This is a genomic window from Bacteroidota bacterium (assembly GCA_038746285.1).
GTDB lineage: Bacteria > Bacteroidota > Rhodothermia > Rhodothermales > JANQRZ01 > JANQRZ01.
Genome location: JBCDKT010000041.1, coordinates 1 through 24,801, shown reverse-complemented (window position 1 = coordinate 24,801; position 24,801 = coordinate 1). Strand labels below are relative to the sequence as shown.

Here is a 24,801-nt window from a genome sequence, read left to right as displayed (position 1 = left end):
GTGAGGTCGGGGAGTCGACCTGGACGGGCGCGAGTGCGGCGCCGAGGTTGGGCGCTCCTTCACCCCCCAAACAGACCCATGGCCATCCTCGACCGGGGCATCCTCGGCGGCGGACGGAACGCCGTCGGCACCGTCGTCATGACCAAGTGGCGCGGCAAGGACGTGATCCGCGCCCGCGTCACGCCGACCAACCCCCAGACCGCCGCCCAGACGACCCAGCGCGACCTGTTCGCCCAGCTCACCCGGGCCGGCTCGTCCCTCATGGACGCGTTCGTCCGCCCGTACTGGCGCCGGTTCGAGCGGAGCGGGCGGAACGCGACGACGGCGTTCAACGAGTTCGTCCGGGCCAACGTCCGCGTCATGCGCGCGGACGGCGTGCCCGGCGCCGACGCCGGCACGTTCGACGCGGCCCAGATGCTCCTCACGCGGGGCGGCCTCGCCCCGGCCGAGCCGCTCGCGCTCGCCGACGACGGCGCGGGCGACACGCTCGTGACGTGGGACGCGGCTGGTGGTCAGCCCGACGACGCGGTCGCCGTCGTCGTGGCCGGTCCGGACGGCGCGGCGCAGGACGTCATCACCGGGCTCACGCGGGCCGACGGCCAGGCCGCGCTCGGCGTGCCCTTCGCCGACCGGGCCATGTACGCCGTCCACGTCGTCCCGTACCGGCCGGTCGCCGGCGGTGACCCGAAGCTGGCCTTCCACGGCTCGGTCCGCTACGACGCCGACGCCAACGGCGGAGCCGGGGCCGACGTCGTCGTGACGGGCGCGAGCAAGCGGGCCGCGTTCCAGAACGGCGGGGCCGAGCAGGGCCCGGTCCCCGACGACCCGGGGGCGCTCGTCTAGCCGCGGGCTGAGAGCCCTAGGCTGACGCCGCAGCTCACCCGAGGCACTGGCCTCGTTCCCACTCGCCTCGACCGCTCCCTAGTGGGAGTTGGTCAGGAGCGAACTGGGAGCGGGGCCGGCGTTGTCTCCGCCCGGACCGATGGCCCCCGAGACCGATGGACTCCCGCGCTCATACCCCGACCGTCGAGCGATGGCTCGCGCGGAACGCGCTCCACCTCGTCGTGGCGCTCCTGGTCGCGCTCTTCGGGTGGAGCGCGAACCGGACGCTCGACGGGATCGCCGACGACATCGCCGTGAACACGGCCCGGCTCGAGCGGCTCGGCGAGTCGCTCTCGGGCGTCCTCGTCGAGCAGGCGAGCCACGAGCGGCGGATCGAGCACGTCGAGCGCCGGCTCGACCACCTCGAGGACCGGCTCGACCGGTAGCCCGGCCAGGCATCTGGCTTCATACCCACTCACCCCGCGGACCGATGAAGGCCGAGAAGTTCCTGACCGCCCTGCTCCTCGCGACGGGGACGGCCGTCTACGCCACGTTCACCGACGGTGGCGACGGGGCCGTGACCCCGATCGAGCTCTCGGGCTTCGCGGCCGGGATGCTGAAGGCGGCGCTGGCCGTCGGGCTGTTCTGGGCGTTCGACCGGTACGTGCTCGACGAGGTCGACACCGTAGCCGAGTTGAAGGCGGGGAACGTGGCGTACGCGCTGGCGCTCCTCGCGCTGGCGGTCCTGCTCGCGGCGACCGTCGCGACGGCGCAGCCGGCCACTACGCTCCCGGTCGTGACGGAGACGGACGGCGAGGCAGCGTGCCGATGCGCCTGCTCGTGCGCGCCGCCAGCGGACGGCGGGGCGGCGGCTGAGCTACCCACGCCGGCACGGGTGTGGCCGGCCCACCTCGACACGGCGCTAGCCTACGTAGGGACCGTCGAGCGGGGCGGGACCAACCGGGGGGCGCGGGTCGAGCGGTTCCTGCGCTCGGTCGGGCTCGGGCCGGGCAACCCGTGGTGCGCGGCGTACGTGAGCTACGTGCTCGACGCGGCCGGCGTCCGCGCCCCGCTCGACGGCCGACGGCGCGTGATCCGCTCAGGGCTTGCGGCCCGGTTCATCACGGCGCGGAGCATCAGGGCGAGCGAGGCGCTCCGAGGCGTGAAGCGGGTGCCACCGGGGGCTGTCGTGGTCTGGCGGAAGGGGAACGGGCCGTTCGGGCACGCCGGGTTCGCGGTGGCTTGGGACGGGGCCTCTGGCGAGACGGTCGAGGGGAACACGTCGCCGGGCCGGGCGGGGAGCCAGCGCGACGGGGACGGGGTGTGGCGACGACAGCGGCGAATCACGCCGGGGAGGTACTTCCGGATCGTCAGCTTCACGCCAGTCGATCACCGGACCTGGTCATAGTCAGGGCGGCAGAGGGGCTGATAGCTTACGCGGGTCTAGCAACGGTCCCTCTCCGTCTTCTCAACCGCTCCGTGCTTTCAATTCAGCAGATCTGTGTCCCGCGCCCCGAAGTCCGTAGCGGCAAACTCACCGATGAGATCTTCGCAGCCAAGCTGAACGCGGTCATCGCCGGCGAGGCGGACCCCGTCTATCAGGACCCCTCCCGCTTCTTCGCCAACACCTACCCCACGGAGGGCCTGCGGACACTGCTCAAGGAGTCCCTAGGCCGGGCGACGGGAGCGGCGCCGACGAGCAGTCCGGTGATCCGACTCGAGACCGCGTTCGGAGGAGGCAAAACGCACAACCTGATCGGTCTCTACCACGCCGCGGCAGGGAACGCGTCGGCGCAGGACGTTGAGGGGCTCGTGGACCCGGCCTTCCTTCCGGGTTCGGGAGCGCTCAGAGTCGCTGGGGTCGTGGGCACGGACCTGAGCTCGTCGGATGGGCTGGTTCACGCAGACGGGACGCGGACGTACACGTTGTGGGGTGAGCTGGCGTACCAGCTCGGCGGTGCCGACGGGTACGCGAAGGCACGCCGGAGCGACGAGGAGCGGGCGGCGCCCGGCACCTCGCTTCTGGACGAGGTGCTCGGGGACCGAGGCGCCGTCATCATGATCGATGAGATCGCGCGGTACCTCGAGACGGCGGAGGCGATTGAGGTCGGGAAGTCGACGCTCGCGGACCAGACCGTGGCCTTCCTTATGTCGCTGCTGGAGTTCGCAGCGGGCCGCGAGCGGGTGTCCGTGGTGTTCACGCTGGCTGGAACCGGCGATGCCTTCGCGAAGCAGACGGCGCGGGTGCACGACGCGCTGGACGAGGCACGGAAGGTGTCGGCCCGGCAGGAGATGGTGGTACAGCCGACGGGTGAGACCGACATCGCAGCGATCGTGCGGCACCGGCTGTTCGAGTCTGTGGACGCAGCGGCGGCCGCGGAGACGGCGGAGGCCTACGCCGAGGCCTTCCGTATGTGGAGCGACCAAGGCACAGACTTACCGAGTCGTGCACTCCAGGCTGACTACGCTCGGGAATTTGAGGCGGCCTACCCTTTCCACCCCGAGCTCCTGACGACGCTGTCGAAGAAGACGGCGACGATCCCCAACTTCCAAAAAACGCGCGGGGCGCTCCGGCTTCTGGCGCGGGTGGTGAGGGCGCTCTGGGAGGACGGAGCCGTCGAGGCGCCAAGCGTTCACCTCCACCACGTCCCATTGGGCATAGAGGGAGTGGCAAACGACCTGACCAGCCGGCTCGATCGGCCCGCGTTCAAGCAGGTGATCGAGGCTGACATCGTGAGCGCGTTGATGGGATCCAAGGGGAAGGCGGAGGAGGCCGACCGCGAGCACCTCGCGGCGGGCCGGCCACCCTACACCCAACGGGTGGCGGCGACGGTCTTCGTGCACAGCTTGACGCTGGGGACGGCGACGGGCGTGGAGCCGGCCGACCTCCGCCTCGCCGTGCTCGAGCCGGGAGGAGACCCGCTGCTTGTGGAGCGAGCCGTCGACCGGCTCACGGACACAGGCTGGTTCTTCGACTTCGACGGCCACCGGTACCGATTCAAGACCGAGCCCTCGCTGAACAAGATCGTGTCCGACGAGACGGACATGGTGGGCCGGACCGCGGCCAAGTCCGAGTTGGATGCCCGGATCAAACAGGTGTGGCGACGGGGAGTCCTCGACCCGAGATACTTTCCCGACGACGCAGGGGACGTGACCGACGACGCGGCGCTCCCCAAGCTCGTCGTGCTCCACTACGACGCCGCCACGGTCGGTGCCGAGACGACCGAGCCGCCAGAGCTCGTGCGTCAGCTGTTTGACCATCAAGGCTCGCAGGGGGCGTTCCGGCGGTTCAAGAACAACCTCATGTTCCTGGTCGCGGACGCCGACCAAGCGGAGCATCTCGTGGACGTGATGCGGCGCTACCTCGCGATCGGCCGGATCCTCGGCGATGGAGAGCGGATGCGGGGGTTCTCCGCCGAGGACCGGAAGAAGCTGAAGAAGCTCAGCGAGGCGGCCGAGTTGGAGGTACGCGTGGCCGTGACGAAGGCGTACCGCCACCTCTACGTGCCGCGCGCCGACGCGGCCGCCGCACACGGAAACCTCGCACACGAGGTGCTGCCTGCTCAAGACCAGGGGCAGGTCAAGCGGGATCAGAGCGCCGTCGTGCTCCGGGTGCTCCAGGACCAGGCGAAGACGCTGACGGGCGACGACAAGGCGCTCTCGGGGGCCTACGTCCGGAGCCGGGCGTGGGAGACGAACCAGACGCACCTGACGACGGAGGAGCTGCGGAAGGCGTTTGCCCGCCGGATCGCGCTCCCGTTCCTGCTGGACCCGAACCAGCTCAAGAAGACGATCCGCAACGGGGTGGAGCAGAAGCAGTGGGTGCTGTTCGACACGCGCGAGGGCGTCGGCTACGACCACGAGTCGCCCCCACCGGCGGTCCAGCTCTCCGACGACGTGATCCTGTACACGCCGGAGGAGGCCGCGGCCCGGTCGCTCCCGATCAAGGGGAAGGAGGCGGCCGGCGCGGGTGACGCATCTGGTGATGGGAGCGCGGGCGCCGTCGAGACGTGCCCCGTGTGCGGCAACCCGGCCGAGGCGTGCACCTGCGGCCAGGGGGAGTCGGCGACGGCCACCGCTGCGCTACGAGGCGAGGGGCCGCCGCAGCAGGCGGTCCAGCAGCTCCTCGACGCGTGCCACGACGCAGACGTGGAGTCCATCGGCTCGCTGGCGGTGCGGTTGGACGGGACGGGGACCTCCGGCGCCGATGGGATGCGCCGCCTCGGGCTCGCGCTCGCCCAGATGGGCCGGGCGGAGTACGTCGTCGATGTGACCCTGACGGCCGAGTTCGCCGACGGGCAACACCTCCAGATACAGGGCCGCCTTTCGGACGCGCTGTACAAGCGGCTGAAGCAGACGACCGACGGACTGGCCCAGGAAGCGAGCGACCTCCAGGTGGCGCTGGGCGTGACGGCGATGTACGCCGACGCTCTCCCACTGGCGGGCGACCGGTTTGGTACGATCCACGACGTGCTCACGACGACGCTGGGGACCGCCCGGATCACCCTCCGCGCGACGGTGGCCGAGCAGGTGGACGCATGAAGGCGCTCTCCATCCGACAGCCTCGCGCGGCCCAGACCGTGGACGGGGCCCGGACGCTCGACGTGCGGACCTGGGCGACGGAGCACCGCGGGCCGCTGGCGGTCCACGCCGGGAGCACGCGACGGGTACGACGGATCCGGGGGCTCGGGTTCGTCCCCGAGGCGCTCCACTACGGGGCCGTGGTGGGTACGGTGACGCTCGTGGACGTGGTGCCGGTAGACGAGGCGGCCTGGGAGGCGCGGCGCCACGAGCACCTCCACGATGGGCCGTTCCCGGGCGGTGTCCAGTACGGCTGGCAGTTCGAGGACGCGCGGCGGCTGCCGCGGCCGGTGCCCGTGCGGGGGCGCATGGGGCTATTCGACGTAGAGGAAGACCGCCTCGGGGCCGTGTACGAGGGGGACGCGCTCCGCCAGGACGCGCACGAGCCGACCTACGACGCCGGTCACCTCGACGAGACCCGGCCCTTCGCGCTGTTCACGCTCCCCGATGGCGACGGCTACCGCGTGGCCCTCTACCAGCACGTCCGCCAGCGCGATGAGTCCCAGCCGATGCTTGGAGAGGCGGTCTCGGTGCCGGGCGCGCTGTGGGGGATCGAGCTGGGGGGCGACGCGCTACGGGCCGTCTCAGACCGACTGCTGGCAGCGCTCCGCGCCAACGGCCACCGCCCCTCTGACCTCTCCCGCCGTCCGAAGGCGCCGTTCTACCTCGACGAGGTGACCGGTCTCCGCCTCGCCCTCGTGTTCCTCGCCGTGAAGCCGCTGTCGCGGTACGACCGGATCGAGGCGATCTCAACTGGCGTGCGCCACATGAGCGACGAGGAGGCCTACTACTGGTTCTCGAAGTGCAGCGGCGGAACGCAGGCCTCGAACGCACAACGCGCGCTCCGGGTGCTGCTCGGCTCCTAAGTCCGATCGTTCTTGGACTGCCCCGCCCGGTACCTTCCGCACCCCCTCCGCACATCTACTGACGCCCGATGCCCGACCGCCCCGACGTTCTCCTCGAAGACTGGCTCCCTTTTGAAACTGTGGGAGCGGAGAGCTTGCGGGACCAGAGCGCAGCGCTGAAGCCTCCGCTCAACCGGATCCACGTTTGGTGGGCCCGACGACCGCTCACCGTCTCGCGTGCGACGATTGTGGCGAGCGTGTTACCGCCCTACGACGGGTTGCCCGAGCGCTTTCGCGATCGCTTCCCGACTGAAGAGAAGTACCAGGCGTGGTTCCTTCGGCTGCTCGGTATCCTCGGCGATCCGGTGGCGGCGCGGAAGCTGATCCAGGCCGACAAGGCTGGGAAGATCAAGCTGACCAAGAACCCCTACACGCACGACCGGGCGTTCACGGTCAACCCAGCGCCAGAGGACCTCGCGCTGATGCGTCAGATTCTGAAGGAGACGTGGGGCGAGGAGCGACTGACGGTGATGGACCCGTTCTCAGGTGGCGGCTCCATTCCCTTCGAGGCGCGCCGGTACGGGTTCAACGTGGTGGCAAACGAGCTGAACCCGGTGGCCTGCACGATCCTCGAGGGGACCCTGGACTTCCCCTTCCGCTTTGGTAAGAAGCTCAGAGCTGAGATCAAGAAGTGGGGGGCGGAATGGGTAGCTCGATCAGAAAAGCGGCTAGCGCCATACTTTCCGAAGGCCGCGGGCGAGAACGTCCAGGCATACCTCTGGGCACGCACCGTGGCCTGCCCGACGACCGGCAAGCCGGTTCCGCTCACACCCAACTGGTGGCTCGGCAAAGATCCAGATGTCGCCGTCAAGCTCCTCGTCCGTGACGACTGGGAGGTACCTCGCTTCGAGATCCGGAGCGGGGCTGACATCGACTTCGACCCGACCGACGGGACGGTTTCGTACGGCACAGGTCGCTCGCCCTGGAAGGGCGACACCATCGACGGCAAGCATATCAAGCGGGAGGCTCAGGCCGGGCGCATGGGGCACATGCTCTACGCCGTCGCGCTCAAGCGATCGGGCGGTTTCGACTTCCGACCGCCGACGGACGAGGACCTCGATGCCATCGAGAAGGCATCGGCGGAACTCGCTCGACGGCGTCCACGCTGGGAGGCCGAGGATGTGATTCCGACCGAGCCCATCGGGATATCCAACTACGACCGCGGGCATCGGCTCTACGGGATGGAGAACTGGGCCGACTTCTTCAACGACCGCCAGCTTCTCTCGTTGGGCACGTTCAGCGAAGTCTTGGCCGAACTGAAGCCCGAGATCCAGAGGGAAGTAGGCGGGGAGCGAGCGAGGGCGCTCCTGACGTACCTCGCGTACGTGCTCGACAAGGCTGTCATCTACAACTCAGTAGCGGGGCGGCTCGACCCGAGTCGAGGCATCCGGAGCATCTTCGACAAGCACAACTACTCCATCGTCTGGAGCTACGGCGAGTTCGATGCGGCCGCAAACCTGCTGCCGTGGGCGGTCGACCAGATCGCGGACTCCTACCGCGACTTCGTCAAGCTGGCGCCTGACGCCGACGCCTCGCTGAACGGGAGCGGCCCGCTCCTCGGTGACCTCACACTCCGCAAGGGCTCGGCGGCCGACCTCACCGGGGTCCCCGACACCTCCGTCCACGCCGTTGTCACCGACCCGCCGTACTACGACAACGTCCAGTACGCCGAGCTGGCCGACTTCTTCTACGTCTGGCTCAAGCGAACGGCTGGCGACCTCTACCCCGAGTGGTACGGGGCCCAGCTCACGAACAAGGACGACGAGGCCGTGGCCAACCCAGCCCGGTTCGCTGACCTCGGCCGGAAGAAGGGGCAGCTCGCCGACCGCGACTACGAGCGGAAGATGGCCGACGCCTTCCGCGAGGCCCACCGCGTGCTCGTCGACGACGGCGTGCTGACGGTGATGTTCACGCACAAGAAGGTCGAGGCGTGGGATACGCTCGCGACCGCGCTTATCCGGTCCGGGTTCACCGTCGAGAGCTCGTGGCCAGTCCATACCGAGAGCGAGCACTCGCTCCACCAGGCCAAGAAGAACGCGGCCAAGAGCACGATCCTCCTCGCCTGCCGGAAGCGCCAGGCGGACGGAGAGGCGGTGTGGTGGGAGGACATCCAGGCCGAGGTCCGCCGGACGGCCCGACAGACGGCCGAGGAGCTGTCCGAGGCAGGCGTGAGCGGCGTGGACCTCTACGTAGCCACGTTCGGCCCAGTCCTCTCGGTGATCTCCAAGAGCTGGCCGGTCCTCACGAGCGAGATCGACGAAAAGACCGGCGACCCACTGCCGCTCCGACCGGACACGGCGCTGTCGCTGGCGCGCGAGGAGGTCGTTAGTCTCCGGAAGGCGGGTCTGCTGGGCGGGCGCGATGTGGCGTTCGACCCGCTCACCGACTGGACGCTCATGGCGTGGGACGCCTTCCAGGCCGCCCGCTTCCCGGCCGACGAGGCGCGGAAGCTGGCGCTGGCGCTGAACCTCGAGATGGAGGGCGACCTCGTCCGCCACAAGATCGTGACCAAGAAGGGGAAGGACGTGATCCTGGCCGAGCCGAAGACGCGGCGCGGCAAGAGTGCCGTGAACCCCGAGGCCGATACGTTCGACGCGCTCGTGGATGCAGTCCACACGGCGATGCTCGTTTACGCTGAGGACGGCGGAGCCGCGTGCGAGGCGTTCCTGAAGCGGACCGGGCTCCTGCGCGATGGCGCGTTCCGGTCGGCCGTCGAGGCGTTCGTCAAGGCCGTGCCGCGTGTCCAGAAGGAGGGCAAGTTCCTCCGCCCCGAGGCGGCGCAGCTGGAGGCGCTGCGGGCCGCGTTCTTTCCCGACATCGAGCCGCCCGAGGACCCGATGGAGGAGGTCCAGGCCGAGCTGTTCGCCTAGGTCGTGGTATCGCTTCGCGACCACGACTTCCGCCCGTCGTACGGGGCTTCGGACGACCGCCTGCACGGGTTCTACATCCCCGCGCTGAGTGCGAGCGTGCGGTACGACCGGAGCGCCGGGTTCTTCTCCAGCCACACGCTGGGGATCGCAGCGGCGGGCCTGGCGCGGCTGATCGCGCGCGATGGCCGGATGCGGCTGCTCGTGGGCGCACAACTGAGCGAGGAGGACGTCCAGGCCATCGAGGCCGGGGCGTCGCTGGACGAACGGGTTTCGGAGGCGATGAGCTCGCGCCTCGATGAGGACGCCGAGGGCGCGCTCCGCGACCGGCTGGCGGCGCTGGCCTGGATGGTGGCCGAGGGCACGCTCGAGGTCAAAGTCGTGCTACCGAAGGGTCCGAACGGGCTTCCCCTCTCGGGCGCCGTCGCGCGGGAGTACTACCACCCCAAGACGGGCATCTTCACCGATGAGGCCGGCAACCGTCTCGCGTTCAGCGGCTCCTCGAACGAGTCCGTCAGCGGGTGGATCAAGAACTACGAGGAGTTCTTCGTCTTCACCTCGTGGGGCGGGGGTGACGTGTGGATTGGCGAGGCGCAGCGCCGGTTCGACCGGTTGTGGACAGGGACCGAGCCGGACTGGATCGCAATGGAGGTGCCCGAGGCGGCGCGGAAGAAGCTGCTTCGTTACACGCCGGACCGGCCGCCGTCACGAGACCCGCACGAGCGGGGCGAGGACGAGCTTCCACAGCCGGAAGACACCGAGCAGTCCACCCTCACGGATCGTGCGGTGGCCCAGTACCTCCTAGACGCGCCGCGGCTGCTCGGAGCGTCGGGGCTGGGCGCCGCGACGAGCGGGGTGGAGCCATGGCCACACCAAGCCTACATCGCGCAGCGTGTGGTGGAGACGTTCCCCCGCCGGTACCTCGTCGCCGACGAGGTCGGGCTGGGAAAGACGATCTCCGCCGGCCTGGCAATCCGCCAGCTCGTGCTCTCAGGCCGGGCACGGCGGGTGCTGATCCTGACGCCGAAGTCGGTGCTCCGGCAGTGGCAGGAGGAGCTGTTCGAGAAGTTCGTCATGAACGTGCCGGTCTACGACGGGCAATCGTGGGTGGACATCTACGGCGAGGTCACGCCGGTGGGGACAGGTAATCCGTGGGACGCGGTGGAGGTGGGGTTGGCGTCGAGCCACCTCGTCAAGCGACGGGAGCGTCAGCCCGAAGTGCTGGCGGCGCAGCCGTGGGACCTCGTGGTGGTGGACGAGGCGCACCACGCCCGGCGCAAGGACTTCCAGGACGCGACCGCGTACCGGCCGAATCGGCTCTTGGAACTGCTGATTGGCTTGGAGGCCAAGACCCGGGGGATGCTGCTGCTTACGGCGACGCCGATGCAGGTACACCCGATCGAGGTCTGGGACCTCCTTCACCTCCTCGGACTGAGTGGGACGTGGGCCGCCGACGGCCAGGAATACCTCCGGTTCTTTACCGAGCTCCGCCAAGGGCTCTCGGCCGCCGACGTGGAGTACGTGTTTGGGCTGGTCCGGGAGGAGACCGAGGTGGACGGGCTCGACCCGCACTTCGAGAGGACGGTCAGCCAGGAGCTCGGGCCGGTGGAGTGGCAGCGGGTCCGCGGGCTACTTACAGACCGGGCGCCGGCGCGGACGATCGCGCTGCTCAGCGAGGCCGGCCGAGAGGCGGCGCTGGCGTTGGCGCGTCACCATACGCCATTGCGTCGGCTGGTCATCCGAAACACCCGTGACCTCCTCCGGCGGTACATCGCACGGGGGTTGCTCGATGCCTCCGTACCGCACCGGGATGCCCAGCCCGTGTGGGTGGGGATGACGGAGGCGGAGGCCGCGCTGTACGACCGCATTGAGGAGTACATCACACACTTCTACCGGACGTACGAGGCAGAGCGCAAGGGGCTCGGGTTCGTGATGACGGTGTACCGGCGACGGCTGACGAGCAGCTTCTACGCCGTGCGGAAAAGCCTTGAGCGTCGGCTCAACTTTCTCAGAGGTCTCCAAGCGCAAGAGGCCGCGAACCAGCTGTCGGCGTTCGACGACGACGATCTCGAAGAGCTGACGCTGGAGTTCGATCTAGACGAGGCGGTCGAGGACGCGGACCCGGGCCTGTTCCAGGCCGAGATCCGCTACGTCGAGGACTTCCTGAGCGACCTCACGCTCCAAGGCTCCGTGGACTCGAAGGTGGAGCGACTGCTGCGGTACCTCCACGACGTGTTTCGCCAGCGGGACACGGTCATTGTGTTCACTCAGTACACCGACACGATGGACTTCCTGCGGGAGGAATTGAAGGCGGTGTATGGATCGCAGGTGGGGTGTTACAGCGGACGCGGCGGTGAGCGGTGGGACGGAGTGGCGTGGGTGGAGGAGACGAAGGCCGAGATGAAGCGGGCGTTCCGGGAGGGCGAGGCGATCAAGATCCTCCTGTGCACAGAGGCAGCGAGCGAGGGGCTAAATCTCCAGACGTGTGGCGTGCTGGTCAACTACGACATGCCATGGAACCCCATGCGGGTGGAGCAGCGGATCGGACGCGTGGACCGGATTGGTCAGCGGTACCCCGAGGTGTGGGTCCGCAACTACTTCTACGAGGGGACGGTGGAAGCGCGGGTGTACCGAGCTCTGGAGGACCGCATCGACTGGTTCGAAAACGTCGTAGGTCGTCTCCAGCCCATCCTCGGCCGGGTGGGCCGTCTGATCCAACAGGCAGCGCTGACGCCAGAGGCCGAGCGAGAGGCCACGCTGCAGGAGGGGCTCAACGAGGTAAAAGACGCACTCGAGGAAGCCCAGGCAGGCTTCGACCTGGATACGTGGGCCAGCGAGGCGGAGGAGGACCGCGCCACAGGGACGCCGGTGACGCTCGCCGATTTGGAGAGGGAGCTCGCCCAAGACCTCCCCTCGGCCACGCGATTCCGGCTGCACCCAACCGTCCCGAAGGCGTTCGTTGTCGAATACGGAGGTGACGATCACACCGTGACGTTCGACCGAGCAGTGGCCGACGCACATCCGTCGACCGTGGAGCTGCTGACGTACGGGCATCCGCTCCTCCCTGTCCTCCTGCGTGAGCCGCACGAGCGGGTCGAGGGGCTCGTGCCCCCGTATGCCCGCCTGGCGGAAGCCGCGCTCGGTGCCGTCGGTTGGTACGAGGTCGAGCGGGGCGAGCCGGTGCACATGGTTCAGCGGCTCCGTGAGGAGCCTCCAGCTGGGGAAGAGCCCGGAGGCGATGTCCCGGAGGCGATCGCTGCCGTGTTCCAGGAGGCCCTACAGGCCGAGAGAGAGCGCCGCTCGAAACATGAGGCGTACCAGTCCGCGGCACGCGAGAGTGCGTGGACGGCGGCGGCGCGGGCAATCGTCGAGGAGGCCACGCTCCTCGACCTTGCGCAGCACTACGCCTCTGCGCTGTTCGCGGACGGGCCGCCTCCCGTGTTCGACCAATCGGCAGCCCAGCGCCTCCGGCGACATGGGTACCCGTTCGCAGGGCTCCTCGTCAAGACGCCTACGGACGGGCTCGACATCCGGCCCATGCACCCGCGCTACCTCGAGTTGAAGGACTGGAATGTCGCCCAGCTAGCGGCCGCGTTCTCACGGCTCAAGGAGCGTGCGAAACGTCATCTTGCTGCGCTCCCGTAGTGCGGCCCCCAATGGTCGCGGCGGCCTCAGTTTGAAGCCACCGCGCCTGGACCGCCTTAGTACTCAGAGGGGAGGAGGACCGTGGTGGCGGACCGGTCGGCCTCGGTGATGACCCAGAGCCGGCCGCCCGGCGTGTCGTAGGCCGAGAGGAGTCGGGCCGGGCACGCCGGGTCGAGCGCGAGGTCGTTAGCGAGCGCGTCGTCGCGGCCGACGACGCCCCAGTCGCCGGAGCGGTGGCGCCGGAGGAGGGCGAGGACGTCGACGCCGTGCTCGCGGGCGAGCGCGAGCGCGCCGGGCGTGGCGACAAGGAGGCCGAGCGCGAAGCGGGGCGGGTGAAGCCGGTAGATGCGCGCCTGTTCGCGGACGCCCCCGCCAGGCAGCGGCCCGCCGTAGAGGAGGCCGGGCCAGCCGGCGCCGTCGCAGCCCTCGCACGGCTCGACGCCCTCGTAGGCGACGCGGCCGGTGCGTGGGTCGCGCTCGCGGTAGTGGATGAACCCGTCTCCCTTGCAGAACGGGCAGGCGGCCGGCGAGAGTTGGGCGGGCTTGGGAGCGTTGGTGAGCTTGTGGGCAGGAGCAGACATGGTGTGAGAGGCTGGGCCGCTGGCGACGGGCGCCGCCAGGGGCCAGGGTTGCAGGGCTAGGCAGCGGGACGGCGGGCGGGCAGGGCCGGACGGCCGAAGAGCCGGTCCCGGGCGGCCCACGCCTCGCCGATGACGCCGTGGAGGTGGCGCTCGCGGTGGGGCGTGACCGACGCCATGCAGAGCTCGAGCTCGCGGAGGGCGTCGTAGGCGCGGGGATGCTGGTCGCGGTAGACGACGAGGACTCGGCCCGGGCGGTCGAGGTCGGTGACGGTGAACCCGTCGCGGAAGAGGCGTTCGAAGCGGATGCGCATGGTGCAGGGGGTTGGGTTGGACAACCGCCCCGAGGCGGGACCGAGAGGCCCAGCGCCCGGGGGCTGGAAGCCCCGCATTCGCGCGCGGAGGGCGGAGGCAAAGGCCGCAGGCCGGGGGCCGCGCGGAGCCGCCCGGACGGCCGCTCGTCGGCGGGAGGACGGCGAGCACGGAGCGGAGGCGCTAGCCGGAGCGGCCCTTGCCGCAGCCTGGAGAGGCCGGGCGCGCGGACACGCGCGCATGGCCGTCGCGCCTTTCTTGCGTGAGCCCCCGGGCGCGAACCCTCACTCGCGGCCGGAGGCCGCACCTTCGTCCGCCCCCGACCGGAGGGAGGGCCAGCCCTCGGCGCATCCGCGCCGGGACCGTCAGGGCCGGGCGCCGGCGGCCCGTCCGCCTACGCCAGGCGGTCTAGAGCCGAGCGGCCCGGCCGGAGGGGCGGGCGGCGAGGCGAACCGGGAGGTCTCGGCCTGGGAGCGGGGCGGGGGCGTCCGCGCCGCCAGCGGGGCGTCGGCATGGTGCCTGGGCTCACCGAGGCGGGCGGCCCGGCCTCGGGTGGCACGCCGAGCCGAGGGCGTCAGTGGGCTCTGGGCGTGCTGTTCTCCTCGGGGGGCGTCTTCTCCCGTACAGGAGAACAGGCCCGATCAGGAGAACAGTCGGACTGAGCTGCCCTACGCAGCCTTGGGATAGTAGACGACCTTCCCGATGAACCGGACGACGGCGATCCCGCCGGTCCCCGTCCGGTACGTGTTCTCGGTGTCGGCGTCCTTGACCGGCGTGAGCGTCTCGGGCTCGTAGTCCGGGTTGTACGGGAGGAGCCGGAGGGTCCCGTCGGCCAGGCGCTGGACGCGCTTGACGACGTGGGCGTCGTCGATGGCCACGACGTAGAGCCCGTCGCCGATGTGGTCCTCGACGGGGACGTAGACGGCCCGGGTGTTGGGGGGGATCTCGGGGACCAGGGAGTCGCCGACGACGGTGCAGGACCGGAGGCGGTCGGGGTTCATGCCGGTCAGGCGCACGAGCTCGTCGCGGGGGTACGGGTCGCGTTCGAGGGCTGAGCTGACGGGCTCGCCCTCCGCGTGGCCGTCGCCGTTGACGTAGCCCTGCTCGGCCGACGGGGCCCCCGAGGCGTATCCGTCGCGGGGGACGAGGACGACGTTGGCCGGGGCCGGGGGCGCGGCCTGGGCCACGTCGTCCCACGAGAGCTCGAGGGCGTCGAGGACGCGGGCGGCCACCTCGCGCGACGGCGTGAGCGCGCCGGAGAGGTAGCGCGAGACCGACGAGCGCGAGACGTCGGCGGACCGGGCGAGGTCGGCCTGAGACAGGTCGCGCTCGGCGAGGGCCGCGGCGACGGAGGCGGCGAACCGGGCGGGGTCGATGGGCGAGCCGTCGGGGGCGGTCGGCGTGGAGGGGCCGGAGGAGCGGGGCACGGGGGCGCGGGCGGGTTCGACAAGCACTGTTGCGCAAGCATGCAACGTTGCGTAACGTTGGCTCACGTGACCAGCACGCGCAACATACCTCACGTGATGCCCTCCCGGACAACCCGATCCCGTCCCGACCTCGCTGAGAGCTATGAGCAGCGCCGCCAGGGGGCGTACGAACGCGTCGAGGCGCTCGGGCTCAAGCGCCGTTGGATCGCCCAGGAGATCGGCCGGAGCGTCCGTTGCGTGACGGAGGTGTTGCGTGGGACGGACACCGGCGGGCCAACGCTGGTCCGGATCGAGATGCTGCTCCTCGGGATCGAGCGGGGCGAGATCGACGTGCCGCCGGAGGCCACGACCGGGCGGCGGGCGGACCAGCCGGGGGCGGACCGATGAGCCTCGCGTGGATGGGCCGGGTGTGGGCGGCCGAGCGCCCACGGCGGAGCAGCCACCGGCTGCTCCTGCTCGCGCTGGCCGACAACGCGAACGACGAGGGTGTGTGCTGGCCGAGCGTGGCCACGCTGGGGCGTAAGTGCGCGACGGCCGACCGGCGGACGGTCCTCCGACAGCTCGACTGGCTCGAGCGCGAGGGGTTCGTCGACCGCGAGAAGCGGCCGGGCCGGAGCACGGTGTACCACCTCCGCGGCGAGGCGCTGGGCGGTGGGGCCGGGGTCACGGGCGACGCCCCGCCCCCGGGTGGCGCTCCGCCCACGGGCGCGGAGCCGCCCACCCGTGACGGCGGGCCCACGACGGGGGGCGGGGCCGGTGGCCCACGGGTGGGTGACGGCCTGCCCACGGCGGGCGTGACGGTGCGCCCACCCGAACCCACAGGGAACCGTCCCCTGAACCCTCAGCAGCAGCAACCCGCCGCGCGCGAGGCGGGCGGGGCCATCCCGCTCCGGATGATCGTGGGGGATGCTGCTGCTGCGATGAGAGACGAGGGTGGGGAAGATGCCGTCGCCGTCCTGGTGCGCCGCGGCGTGGACCGGCCGGTCGCCGAGGGGCTGGCAGCGCGGCACGGGGCCGAGGCCGTCCGCCAGGCGACGCGGCTGTACGACGAGCGCCGGCGGGGCCCGAAGCCGCCGCACGGGCCGGGCTGGCTGGTGTCGGCTCTGAAGCGGGGGTACGCCGGCGAGTCGGCCGGCGGGGGCTCGCTCTTGACGCACCGCGAGATGCTCGACTGGTGCGCGGCGAACGGCGGGCTCGGACGGACGGCCGAGTTCGAGCCGGTGACGGTCGAGGGCGGGGAGGTCTTGTTCCGGCGCGCGGCCGAGTGATCGAACGCGAGCGAACCCATTCCACAGAGCGATGCACGACGCGACCCTTCTCCTCCAGAGCGACGCGGCCCAGCGCGAGATCGGGCGGGCGGCGCGCGAGGCCGTGACGGCAGCCCTCGACGAGCACGGCGGCGAGGTCCGCCGGCTCTACGCGCTGCTCACCGACCAGCGGGGGATCCTGACGGTCCACCGCGTGGCCGACCTCCTCGGGGTCAGCGCGCGGACGGTGACGGAGCGGTACGTAAAGCGGGGGCTCCCGTGCGTGCGGCTGGCCGTGAACGGGCCGCCCCTGTTCCTGCTGGAGGACGTCGTCGCGTGGCTCCGCCAGTCGGACATCCAGGGCGAGGCCCGGCCGGAGGGCGGGGCGGAGACCCGGAAGGCGGCGTGACCGGCGCGACGACCGAGCGGGGGCGGCGGTGGACGACGGCGGGGGCCGGCGAGCGGCCCGTCGTGTGGAGCTACGGGGGCGGCGTGCAGTCGGCGGCGATCGCGGTCCTCGTGCTTCGGGGCGAGCTGCCGCGGCCGGAGCGGATCGTCATGGCCGACACGGGCCGCGAGGCGTCGGCGACGTGGGCCTACCTCGACGACGTCGTGGGGCCGGCGCTGACGGAGGCCGGGCTCGAAGTAGAGATCGCCCCGCACACGCTCGCGACCAAGGACCTGTACTCGGCAGACGGGAAGCCGCTCATGCCGGTGTACACGCGCCAGAGGCCGGGCGGACCCGTGGGCCAGATGCGCAACTTCTGCTCGGGCGAGTGGAAGCGGGAGGTCGTCCGGCGGTACGTCCGCTCGCTCGGGTACGGGCCGGAGGGGCGGAGCGAGCGGGGGCCGGTCGTGAACTGGCTCGGGATCAGCCGCGACGAGGTCAACCGGCTCTCGGGCGACCGGGTGCAGTGGATGACGACGCGGTGGCCGCTCCTCTTCGACCGGCCGACGACGCGGGCGGGGTGCGTCCGGCTCGTCGAGGAGCATGGGTGGCCGCGGCCTCCGAAGTCGAGCTGCTGGTGCTGCCCGTTCCGCGGGGACCGCCAGTGGCGCGAGCTCCGGGACGAGTGGCCGGAGGACTGGGCACAGGCGGTAGCACTGGAGGCGGAGCTCCGGGAGCGGGACGCCGGGCTGTTCCTCCACCGGAGCGGCGTGCCGCTGGCGGACGCCGTGCTCGGCGACGGCGACACGGACGAGGCCGGGCTCCCGTGCCAGTCGGGGTTCTGCTTCGTGTGACGCCCGCTGCCGCCGTGGTGGATATCTCACCACTCGGTGGTGGATTTGCGCAGCCGATTCCGCTCCCGGCGACTCCCGGCCGGCCCTACGCGGGACCCCCGACCCCGACGTCGAGGCCGCGGAGGACGATGGAGCGCAGCGTCGCGACGTAGGCCGGGACGTCGAACCGCTCGGGGTCCATGACCACCTGCATCGCGCACCCCTCGACGAACCCGGTCGCCACGGCCGCGAGCGACTCCGGCGTCACGCCGGGGTGCCGGTCGGGGTCGTGCTCGATGGCGGCCCGCGTGAGCGGGACGTACGCCTCGCGGTAGTCGCTGAGCGCCGTCCGGATCCGGTCCTGGACCTCGTCATTCTGGGTCCCCAAGACCCAGTAGTCGACGAGGAGCGCGACGCGGTCGCGGTTCTTCGGGAGCCCCTCGACGTCCCGGGCGAGCGCGCGGAAGAACCGTTCCGCCGGGTGGAGGTCGTCCATCCCCGTCGTGTCCGGGACGAGGACCGTCGCCTCGAGGAGGCGGTCGAGGAGGGCGAGGACCAAGCCCTCGCGGTTCTTGAAGTGGAAGAAGAGGAGCCCGTTGCTCACGCCGGCCTCGGCGGCGACCGCCCGCGTCGTGAGCCCGCCGACGCGGTCGCGGACGGCGACGCGGTAGGCAGCCTGGAGGAGCTCCTCGCGGCGCTGGGCTTCGGGGATGCGGGGGCCGGGCATGAAGATTCGGCGGAGCGTGTTGACCAGATGCTCAATATACCCTATGCTCATTGAGCAAACGCTTAATAAAGAGCCCATGCCCCCCGACCCCTCCGACTTCCACCGCGTCAACGGTGCTGCCCGGTCCCGACCAAGCGACCCCGCCGCGAGACTCCGCCCCGCGCCCGTCGTGATCGTCGTCGGCCGACCATCGCCGGAGGCCGAGGCCGTCGTCCGCCGGCTCCTCCGGGCCGGCGACCGGGCCATCGCGTGGGTCGTCCCCGCCGACGGCCGACGCGACGCGGCTCGTCTGGCCGACGCCCCAGGCGGGGCGCGGCTCACGGTGCACGAGGGGTCGGCGGCCGAGCCGGGCCTCGGCCTCCCCCACACGGCGTGGCGCCTGCTCGACACCGCGGACGAGATCTACTGCGTGGCCCCCCGCGCAGACGTCGAGACCGGCCACGTCCAGGACTTCGCCGACGAGTGCCCGCGGCTCCGACGCCTCCACGTCGTCCCGCTCGCCGCCGCGAGCTCCGGCCCGTCGGGCTCGCAGGTGTGGGCGTGGGTCCGGCCCTCGGCGGTCGTCCGCCGCGCGGTCGCCACGGCCGGCCTCCCCTTCCGCGCGCTGTCCGCGGCCCTCCGGGTCGGGGCGTCCGGGGCCTCCCTGGCCGGCGCCGTCGTGTCGGGGGTCCGGGCGTGGACGCAGGTGGTCGACGTCGACCTCGACGCGGCGCTCTCGTGGGAGGACCTCGAGCGCGACCTCTGGCCCGGCCATCCACGAACGGCCTGACCCTCTCCACCTCCTCACCTACATGCTGACGTTCACCCACACGCCCGCCCCCCCGACCGCCGGCGCTACGCCGGCCGCCGTCGAGCGGCTGCTCGACCGGGTCCGCGTCGGCCCCGACGCCGAGCGGCTCGACGTCCGCGCCCCGTTCACGGGCGAGACCGTCGTCTCGCTCCCGCTCGGCACGCCGGGCGACCTCCGTGCCGCCGTCGACCGCGCCCGCGAGGCCCAGGCGTCGTGGGAGGCCACGCCGCACGCGCGGCGCCGGGAGGTCGTGCTCCGCTACCACGACCTCGTGCTCGACCACCGCGAGGAGCTCGTCGACCTCATGCAGCTCGAGAGCGGGAAGGCCCGGCGCCACGCGGTCGAGGAGGTCCTCGACGTCGCCGTCGTCGCGCGGCACTACGCCGTCCGCGCCGAGGGGATGCTCCGCCCGCGCCGCCGCCGGGGCGCGCTCCCGCTCTTGACAACCGCCCACGAGTACCGGCACCCCGTCGGCGTCGTCGGGATCATCGCGCCGTGGAACTACCCGCTCACGCTCGCCATCACGGACGCGATCCCGGCGCTCCTGGCGGGGAACGCCGTCGTGCTCAAGCCGGCCGAGCAGACGACGCTCACGGCGCTCCGGGCCGTGGACCTGCTCCACGAGGCGGGCCTGCCCGAGGGCTTGTTCGAGGTCGTCCCCGGCGACGGGGCCACGCTCGGCCCGCCGCTCGTGGAGTCGGTCGACTTCGTCGGGTTCACGGGCTCGACGCGCGTCGGGCGGATCGTCGCGGCGCAGGCGGGCGAGCACCTCGTCCACGCCTCGCTGGAGCTGGGCGGGAAGAACCCGGCCATCGTGCTCGACGACGCCGACCTCGACCGGGCCGTCGACGGGCTCGTGCGGGGGGCGTTCGCGAACGCGGGCCAGCTCTGCGTCTCGCCCGAGCGGATCTACGTCGAGGACGCCGTCTACGACGCGTTCGTCGCGCGCTTCGCCGAGCGGGCCGGAGGGCTCCGGCTGGGGGCCTCCGCGTCTTACGACGTCGACATGGGCTCGCTCGCGTCGCAGGCCCAGTTCGACAAGGTCTCGGCCCACGTCGAGGACGCGCTCGCCAAGGGCGCCGTCGCGCTCACGGGCGGCGAGGCTCGCCCCGACCTCGGCCCGTTCTTCTACGCCCCGACCGTGCTGGAGGGCGTGACGCCCGAGATGGACGTGGCGGCCGAGGAGACGTTCGGCCCGGTCGTCTCGGTCTACCGCGTGGCCGACGAGGACGAGGCCGTCCGCCTGGCGAACGCGAGCGAGTACGGGCTCAACGCGAGCGTCTGGACGCGCGACGTGGCCCGGGGCCGCCGCCTCGCCCGACGCGTCGAGTGCGGGACGGTCAACGTGAACGAGGCCTACGCCGCGACGTGGGCCTCGGTCGACGCCCCGATGGGCGGGATGAAGGCGTCGGGGCTCGGCCGCCGCCACGGCCGCGAGGGGCTCCTGAAGTACACCGAGGCGCAGACGGTCGCCGTCCAGCGCGGGCTCCCGCTCGGGCCGGGCGTCGGCGAGGACGCCTGCCGGTTCGTCGGGCGGATGACGGCCGCGCTCCGCGTGCTCCGCCGCCTCCCCCTCGTCCGGTGACGCCCTCACGACCCGCCGCCAGTCAGGCCCTCGACGGCGTCCGAGCCACCGCGGAGCGGCTTCTACCGGGAGCCGGGGGGACGCACGTCTGGCCTCTGACTCATGGCGCCTACGCCGACCGATCCGGCTAGCCAGCGGACCCGACGCCCATGGAGATCTTCTTCGAAGCGCCCGACCTCATCCTCTTCGCCATCCCGGCGTTCGTGGTCCTCATGGTCGTCGAGGCCGTGTTCTCGGCTCGGGAGCGGCTCGAGCTCTACGACGCGAAGGACACGGCGGCGAGCCTGACGATGGGGGTCGGGAACGTGGTGATGAACCTCGCCGGGAAGGCCGCAGCCCTCGGCGTCTACTGGCTCGTCTACCGCCACCTCGCTCTCTTCCCGGACGCGCTCAGCCCGCTCGCGTGGTGGAGCTGGCCGCTCCTGTTCCTCGCCGACGACCTCACCTACTACTGGTTCCACCGGAAGAGCCACGAGGTCCGGTACTTCTGGGCCAGCCACGTCGTCCACCACTCGTCGGAGCGGTACAACCTCTCGACCGCGCTCCGGCAGACCTGGACCGGGACGGTCTCCGGGACCTTCCTGTTCTGGGTCTGGCTCCCGCTCGTGGGGTTCCACCCGGTCGCCGTGCTCGCGATGCAGTCGGTGAGCTTGCTCTACCAGTTCTGGATCCACACCGAGACCGTCGGGAAGCTGCCGCGCCCCGTCGAGTGGGTGTTCAACACGCCGAGCCACCACCGGGTCCACCACGGCTCCGACGTCGAGTACCTCGACAAGAACCACGGGGGAATGCTCATCGTGTGGGACCGGCTGTTCGGGACGTTCCAGGAGGAGCGCCACCGGCCGACGTACGGGATCACGACGCCGCTCGAGTCGCACCACCCGTTCCGCATCGCGTTCCACGAGTGGGCCGACGTCTGGCGGGACGTTCTCGAGGCGCCCTCGTGGCGAGCACGAGCGGGCTACCTGTTTGGCCCGCCGGGGTGGAGCCACGACGGCTCGCGGATGACGACCGAGCAGTACCGCGAGCACGTCCGGCGGGAGGACGAAGCCGCGTAGCCGTCCCACCCTCAGCACCCGCCCCTCACGCCTTCCCCCTTGCTCCCCCCTTCGCGATGCCTTCCACGATCTTCCTGACCGGCTTCCCCGGCTTTCTCGGCTCGGCGCTCGCCAGCCGCCTCCTCGACCGCCACGACTCGGACGTCACGATCACGGCACTCGTCCAGCCCAAATACCGCGCGCTGGCCGAGGCCCGAGCCCGAGAGATCGAGGCCGAGGTCGACGGCCGACGTGGGCGGATCGAGCTCGTCGAGGGCGACATCACGCGCCCCGACCTGGGGCTCGGCGCCGAGACGGCCGCGGCGCTCCGGGCGCGGACGCGGGAGGTCTACCACCTCGCGGCCGTCTACGACCTCGCCGTCGGCCGCGACCTCGCCCACCGCGTCAACGTCGACGGTACGCGCCACGTGCTCGCCTTCGCGGAGGGCGCCGCCTCGCTCCGGCGGTTCCAGTACGTCAGCACCTGCTTCGTGAGCGGGCGGCTGCCCGGCGTGTTCCGCGAGAGCGACCTCGCGCGCGGCCAGGCGTTCAACAACCACTACGAGGAGACGAAGTACCTCGCCGAGGTCGAGGTCCAGCGGGCGATGGCCGGCGGGCTCCCGGCGACGGTCTACCGCCCGGCCATCGTCGTCGGCGACAGCCGGACCGGCGCGACGCAGAAGTACGACGGGCCGTACTCGCTCATCCAGTGGATGCTCCGCTGGCCGCGCGCGGTGCCGATTCCCGTCGTCGGCGACCCTGAGCGGACGGAGGTGAACGTCGTCCCGCAAGACTTCGTCGTCGACGCGATCGACGTGCTCAGCGCGATGGACGCCTCGGAGGGCCGGGTCTACCACCTCGCCGACCCCCGCCCGCTCACCGTCGACGGGATGATCCGCGTGCTGGGGCGGACGACGGAGCGGCGGCCGGTCCGGATCCCGCTGCCGGAGCGGCTCGCCAGCGGGGCGCTCGCGCACGTCCCCGGCCTGTCGGAGTGGACGGGGATCGGCCCCGAGACGCTCGCCTACTTCACGCTCCCGACGCGGTACGCGACGGACCACGCGACGCGCGACCTGGAGGGCACGGGCGTGGCGTGCCCACCGTTCGCGTCGTACGCCGACCGGCTCGTTGGCTTCGTGCGGGCGCACCCGGACGTCTCGGCCGCGGCGATGGTCTGACCGGTGCCCCGACGCCCACGCGTGTCCCGGCGCTCACGCGGCCGCGCGCCGTTCTCCGCCGAGGACCTGTACGGCGTCGCCCGCCTCGGCACCGACGCCGTCGCGGGCGTGACGGACCTCGTCGAGGCCGTCCACGCGACGGTCGCCTCGCCCGTCGGCCGACCGTTGCGGACGCGAGGGATCGCGGGGGCCGTCTACCGGGCGATCCGGACCGTGACGGCGTGGGTCCGGCGGGGCCTCGACGGGACGTGGGCGCTCGGCGACGCGCGGCGCGAGCGCGCCGCGCCGCCAGCCGACTCCCCGACGCGCGAGGCCCTGATCGCCGCGCTGAACGGCGTGCTCGGCGACGCGCTCGCCGCCCAGGACCACCCGCTCGCGACCCCGACCCACGTCCGCTACCACGGCCGCCCCCTCGCCCTCGATGCCTCGTCGCTCGCAGCGGCCGTGAGCGATCCGCGCGAGACGGTCCTCGTGCGCGTCCACGGGATCTGCATGCACGACGGCCAGTGGGTCGAGAGCGGTGCACCCGACGCGCTGGCGGCCGGGCTCGGGGCCACGCCCGTCGCGCTCCGCTACAACAGCGGCCGTCACATCTCGGAGAACGGGCGGGACCTCGCGGGCGCCCTCGACGCCCTCGTGAGGGCGTGGCCCCGGCCGGTGTCCCGGCTCGTCGTCGTCGGCCACAGCATGGGCGGGCTCGTCGCGCGGAGCGCGTTCCACTACGGGGCCGAGGCCGGGCACGGGTGGCCCGCGGCAGGCGCCGCCCTCGTCACGCTCGGCTCGCCGCATCACGGGGCGCCCCTCGAACGCGCGGGCTCCGTCGTCGACGCGCTCCTAGACGCGACGCGCTGGACGGCCCCGTTCGCGAGGATCGGCCGGGTCCGGAGCGCCGGCGTAACGGACCTCCGGTTCGGGAACGTCCTCGACGAGGACTGGGCCGGGCACGAGCGGCCCCCGCGAGGAGACGCCCGCCATCCCCTCCCGCTTCCAGCTGGGGTAACCTGCTACCTCGTGGCAGCGGTGATCGCTGAGGACTCGGAAGGTCGTCTCCGCCGAGGTGCCGGGCATTGGGTCGGCGACGGGCTCGTTCCCGTCGCCAGCGCTCTCGGTCGCCACCCGGACCCCGACCGTCGTCTGGCGGTGCCGCCGGGCCGGACGTGGACGGCGGTCGGGATGGACCACTTCGACCTGATCCGGCGGCCCGAGGTGACGGCGAAGCTCCTGGAGTGGCTGGCTCCCAAAGTCCGTAGTGCGGGCGCAGCCGTCGGCTCGCCGTAGGCGGGCGCTCTCCGTTTGCGGAAAACGGCCCCTTTTGCGGACCCCTTGGCAGTTCGCCCGTACCTGCCCTGACGCCGCTGATTCCGTCCGGGAACCGCACCAATGCTGGACTCAGCGGACCTGCCCGCGACTTACCCCGTCGTCGGTCAGGCACCAGAGGGCGGGCCCAGTCGTCGATCGACCCTCGTCGGAGGGCGTCGAGGTACCAGGGGTCGGCCTTGTATCGCGTCCTGGCCGTGGGTGTCGGAGACGCAGAGGAGCCGGGGCACCGCGCCACCCGTCCGGCGGGCCGAGGTCCAGCGCGAGCTCGGCGACGGGTGGCAGGGTGCGGGAGGGGCGGTCGGTCACGCGAGGGTGCCGTTCGGAGGGCTCGCGGAAGAAACCGGTACCTAATCCGGTACCTGTCGGAAACGAAAAACCCGCAACCGGCTGCGAGGCAGTCAGTTGCGGGTTTTGTCGAGTGGAGATGCCGGGAGTCGAACCCGGGTCCGAGAGGCGCTACAGTCCAGGCGTCTACGCGCGTAGTCAGCGCTTTCAAGTCTTTGCCGCGCTGGCGGGGCCCGCTGACGGGCTTCCAGTACGGCGCAGGCTGGTTGGGTCT

General features: G+C 71.6%; 20 protein-coding genes and 1 other RNA gene. 16 read left to right on the top strand and 5 right to left on the bottom strand.

All coding sequences use genetic code 11. The features are described 5' to 3' along the window. Window positions 1-78: 78 nt before the first annotated feature. The 7 genes from AAGI91_12860 (at window position 79) to AAGI91_12830 (ending at window position 12,820) form a co-directional block, all read left to right on the top strand. On the top strand, window positions 79-843 hold the full coding sequence (locus AAGI91_12860; protein MEM1043505.1) for a DUF6266 family protein: 765 nt from the start codon (window positions 79-81) through the stop codon (window positions 841-843). Window positions 844-998: 155 nt separating this feature from the next. After that, window positions 999-1,268: a hypothetical protein gene (locus AAGI91_12855; GenBank protein ID MEM1043504.1), complete on the top strand. Its 270-nt coding sequence runs from the start codon at window positions 999-1,001 to the stop codon at window positions 1,266-1,268. Between the two features lie 44 nt (window positions 1,269-1,312). After that, window positions 1,313-2,230 carry a CHAP domain-containing protein gene (locus tag AAGI91_12850; protein MEM1043503.1) on the top strand — a complete coding sequence of 306 codons (918 nt, stop codon included), beginning with the start codon at window positions 1,313-1,315 and terminating at the stop codon, window positions 2,228-2,230. A gap of 71 nt (window positions 2,231-2,301) precedes the next feature. Then, window positions 2,302-5,364: a DUF499 domain-containing protein gene (locus tag AAGI91_12845; protein MEM1043502.1), complete on the top strand. Its 3,063-nt coding sequence runs from the start codon at window positions 2,302-2,304 to the stop codon at window positions 5,362-5,364. Then, window positions 5,361-6,269: a hypothetical protein gene (locus tag AAGI91_12840; protein MEM1043501.1), complete on the top strand. Its 909-nt coding sequence runs from the start codon at window positions 5,361-5,363 to the stop codon at window positions 6,267-6,269. Before AAGI91_12845 ends, AAGI91_12840 begins: the two co-directional genes overlap by 4 nt. Window positions 6,270-6,337: 68 nt before the next feature. After that, window positions 6,338-9,178 carry a DUF1156 domain-containing protein gene (locus AAGI91_12835; protein ID MEM1043500.1) on the top strand — a complete coding sequence of 947 codons (2,841 nt, stop codon included), beginning with the start codon at window positions 6,338-6,340 and terminating at the stop codon, window positions 9,176-9,178. A 3-nt stretch (window positions 9,179-9,181) separates the two neighbouring features. After that, the gene (locus tag AAGI91_12830; GenBank protein ID MEM1043499.1) at window positions 9,182-12,820 is read left to right on the top strand and encodes a helicase-related protein; all 3,639 of its coding nucleotides are present in this window, start codon (window positions 9,182-9,184) and stop codon (window positions 12,818-12,820) included. A 56-nt stretch (window positions 12,821-12,876) separates the two neighbouring features. Here the strand turns inward: AAGI91_12830 and AAGI91_12825 are convergent, their stop codons facing one another. From AAGI91_12825 to AAGI91_12815, 3 genes are all read right to left on the bottom strand, one after another. After that, window positions 12,877-13,401: a hypothetical protein gene (locus AAGI91_12825; protein ID MEM1043498.1), complete on the bottom strand. Its 525-nt coding sequence runs from the start codon at window positions 13,399-13,401 to the stop codon at window positions 12,877-12,879. A gap of 56 nt (window positions 13,402-13,457) precedes the next feature. Continuing rightward, the gene (locus AAGI91_12820; GenBank protein ID MEM1043497.1) at window positions 13,458-13,712 is read right to left on the bottom strand and encodes a hypothetical protein; all 255 of its coding nucleotides are present in this window, start codon (window positions 13,710-13,712) and stop codon (window positions 13,458-13,460) included. A gap of 666 nt (window positions 13,713-14,378) precedes the next feature. Next, window positions 14,379-15,137, bottom strand: coding sequence for a S24 family peptidase (locus tag AAGI91_12815; protein MEM1043496.1), 759 nt, complete (start codon window positions 15,135-15,137; stop codon window positions 14,379-14,381). Window positions 15,138-15,233: 96 nt separating this feature from the next. On the opposite strand from AAGI91_12815, the gene AAGI91_12810 reads away from it, so the two are divergent. Genes AAGI91_12810 through AAGI91_12795 form a run of 4 tightly spaced genes read left to right on the top strand, consistent with a single transcriptional unit; the run spans window position 15,234 to window position 17,626 of the window. Further along, window positions 15,234-15,524 (top strand): hypothetical protein, encoded by a 291-nt coding sequence (locus AAGI91_12810; protein ID MEM1043495.1) that lies wholly within the window; start codon window positions 15,234-15,236, stop codon window positions 15,522-15,524. Beyond that, the gene (locus AAGI91_12805) at window positions 15,521-16,405 is read left to right on the top strand and encodes a helix-turn-helix domain-containing protein (protein ID MEM1043494.1); all 885 of its coding nucleotides are present in this window, start codon (window positions 15,521-15,523) and stop codon (window positions 16,403-16,405) included. Before AAGI91_12810 ends, AAGI91_12805 begins: the two co-directional genes overlap by 4 nt. A gap of 31 nt (window positions 16,406-16,436) precedes the next feature. Beyond that, window positions 16,437-16,793: a hypothetical protein gene (locus AAGI91_12800; protein MEM1043493.1), complete on the top strand. Its 357-nt coding sequence runs from the start codon at window positions 16,437-16,439 to the stop codon at window positions 16,791-16,793. Further along, window positions 16,790-17,626, top strand: a complete 837-nt coding sequence (locus AAGI91_12795; GenBank protein ID MEM1043492.1) for a hypothetical protein — start codon at window positions 16,790-16,792, stop codon at window positions 17,624-17,626. Before AAGI91_12800 ends, AAGI91_12795 begins: the two co-directional genes overlap by 4 nt. Window positions 17,627-17,711: 85 nt before the next feature. On the opposite strand, the gene AAGI91_12790 is transcribed toward AAGI91_12795, so the two are convergent. Continuing rightward, complete coding sequence (locus AAGI91_12790) at window positions 17,712-18,332, bottom strand: TetR family transcriptional regulator (protein MEM1043491.1); 621 nt, start codon at window positions 18,330-18,332, stop codon at window positions 17,712-17,714. Window positions 18,333-18,408: 76 nt separating this feature from the next. On the opposite strand from AAGI91_12790, the gene AAGI91_12785 reads away from it, so the two are divergent. From AAGI91_12785 to AAGI91_12765, 5 genes are all read left to right on the top strand, one after another. Further along, window positions 18,409-19,101, top strand: a complete 693-nt coding sequence (locus AAGI91_12785; GenBank protein MEM1043490.1) for a hypothetical protein — start codon at window positions 18,409-18,411, stop codon at window positions 19,099-19,101. Window positions 19,102-19,123: 22 nt separating this feature from the next. Beyond that, entirely contained in the window at window positions 19,124-20,707 is a 1,584-nt protein-coding gene (locus AAGI91_12780) for a succinic semialdehyde dehydrogenase (GenBank protein ID MEM1043489.1), read from the top strand. A 149-nt stretch (window positions 20,708-20,856) separates the two neighbouring features. After that, entirely contained in the window at window positions 20,857-21,765 is a 909-nt protein-coding gene (locus tag AAGI91_12775; protein ID MEM1043488.1) for a sterol desaturase family protein, read from the top strand. Window positions 21,766-21,821: 56 nt separating this feature from the next. Further along, window positions 21,822-22,922, top strand: coding sequence for an SDR family oxidoreductase (locus tag AAGI91_12770; protein ID MEM1043487.1), 1,101 nt, complete (start codon window positions 21,822-21,824; stop codon window positions 22,920-22,922). Window positions 22,923-22,943: 21 nt separating this feature from the next. Next, window positions 22,944-24,200, top strand: coding sequence for an alpha/beta hydrolase (locus AAGI91_12765; GenBank protein ID MEM1043486.1), 1,257 nt, complete (start codon window positions 22,944-22,946; stop codon window positions 24,198-24,200). Window positions 24,201-24,658: 458 nt separating this feature from the next. Here the strand turns inward: AAGI91_12765 and ssrA are convergent. Then, window positions 24,659-24,801: a transfer-messenger RNA gene (ssrA, locus tag AAGI91_12760) on the bottom strand; the annotation flags it as partial.

Excerpts from the sequence above, each read along its gene's own strand:
- AAGI91_12840 (MEM1043501.1), top strand. The coding sequence starts at position 5,361 with ATGAAGGCGCTCTCCATCCGACAGCCTCGCGCGGCCCAGACCGTGGAC.
- AAGI91_12835 (MEM1043500.1), top strand. The coding sequence starts at position 6,338 with ATGCCCGACCGCCCCGACGTTCTCCTCGAAGACTGGCTCCCTTTTGAA.
- AAGI91_12800 (MEM1043493.1), top strand. The coding sequence starts at position 16,437 with ATGCACGACGCGACCCTTCTCCTCCAGAGCGACGCGGCCCAGCGCGAG.
- AAGI91_12805 (MEM1043494.1), top strand. The coding sequence starts at position 15,521 with ATGAGCCTCGCGTGGATGGGCCGGGTGTGGGCGGCCGAGCGCCCACGG.
- AAGI91_12850 (MEM1043503.1), top strand. The coding sequence starts at position 1,313 with ATGAAGGCCGAGAAGTTCCTGACCGCCCTGCTCCTCGCGACGGGGACG.
- AAGI91_12820 (MEM1043497.1), bottom strand. The coding sequence starts at position 13,712 with ATGCGCATCCGCTTCGAACGCCTCTTCCGCGACGGGTTCACCGTCACC.
- AAGI91_12780 (MEM1043489.1), top strand. The coding sequence starts at position 19,124 with ATGCTGACGTTCACCCACACGCCCGCCCCCCCGACCGCCGGCGCTACG.
- AAGI91_12810 (MEM1043495.1), top strand. The coding sequence starts at position 15,234 with ATGCCCTCCCGGACAACCCGATCCCGTCCCGACCTCGCTGAGAGCTAT.
- AAGI91_12790 (MEM1043491.1), bottom strand. The coding sequence starts at position 18,332 with ATGCCCGGCCCCCGCATCCCCGAAGCCCAGCGCCGCGAGGAGCTCCTC.
- AAGI91_12770 (MEM1043487.1), top strand. The coding sequence starts at position 21,822 with ATGCCTTCCACGATCTTCCTGACCGGCTTCCCCGGCTTTCTCGGCTCG.
- AAGI91_12775 (MEM1043488.1), top strand. The coding sequence starts at position 20,857 with ATGGAGATCTTCTTCGAAGCGCCCGACCTCATCCTCTTCGCCATCCCG.
- AAGI91_12855 (MEM1043504.1), top strand. The coding sequence starts at position 999 with ATGGACTCCCGCGCTCATACCCCGACCGTCGAGCGATGGCTCGCGCGG.
- AAGI91_12785 (MEM1043490.1), top strand. The coding sequence starts at position 18,409 with ATGCCCCCCGACCCCTCCGACTTCCACCGCGTCAACGGTGCTGCCCGG.
- AAGI91_12860 (MEM1043505.1), top strand. The coding sequence starts at position 79 with ATGGCCATCCTCGACCGGGGCATCCTCGGCGGCGGACGGAACGCCGTC.
- AAGI91_12825 (MEM1043498.1), bottom strand. The coding sequence starts at position 13,401 with ATGTCTGCTCCTGCCCACAAGCTCACCAACGCTCCCAAGCCCGCCCAA.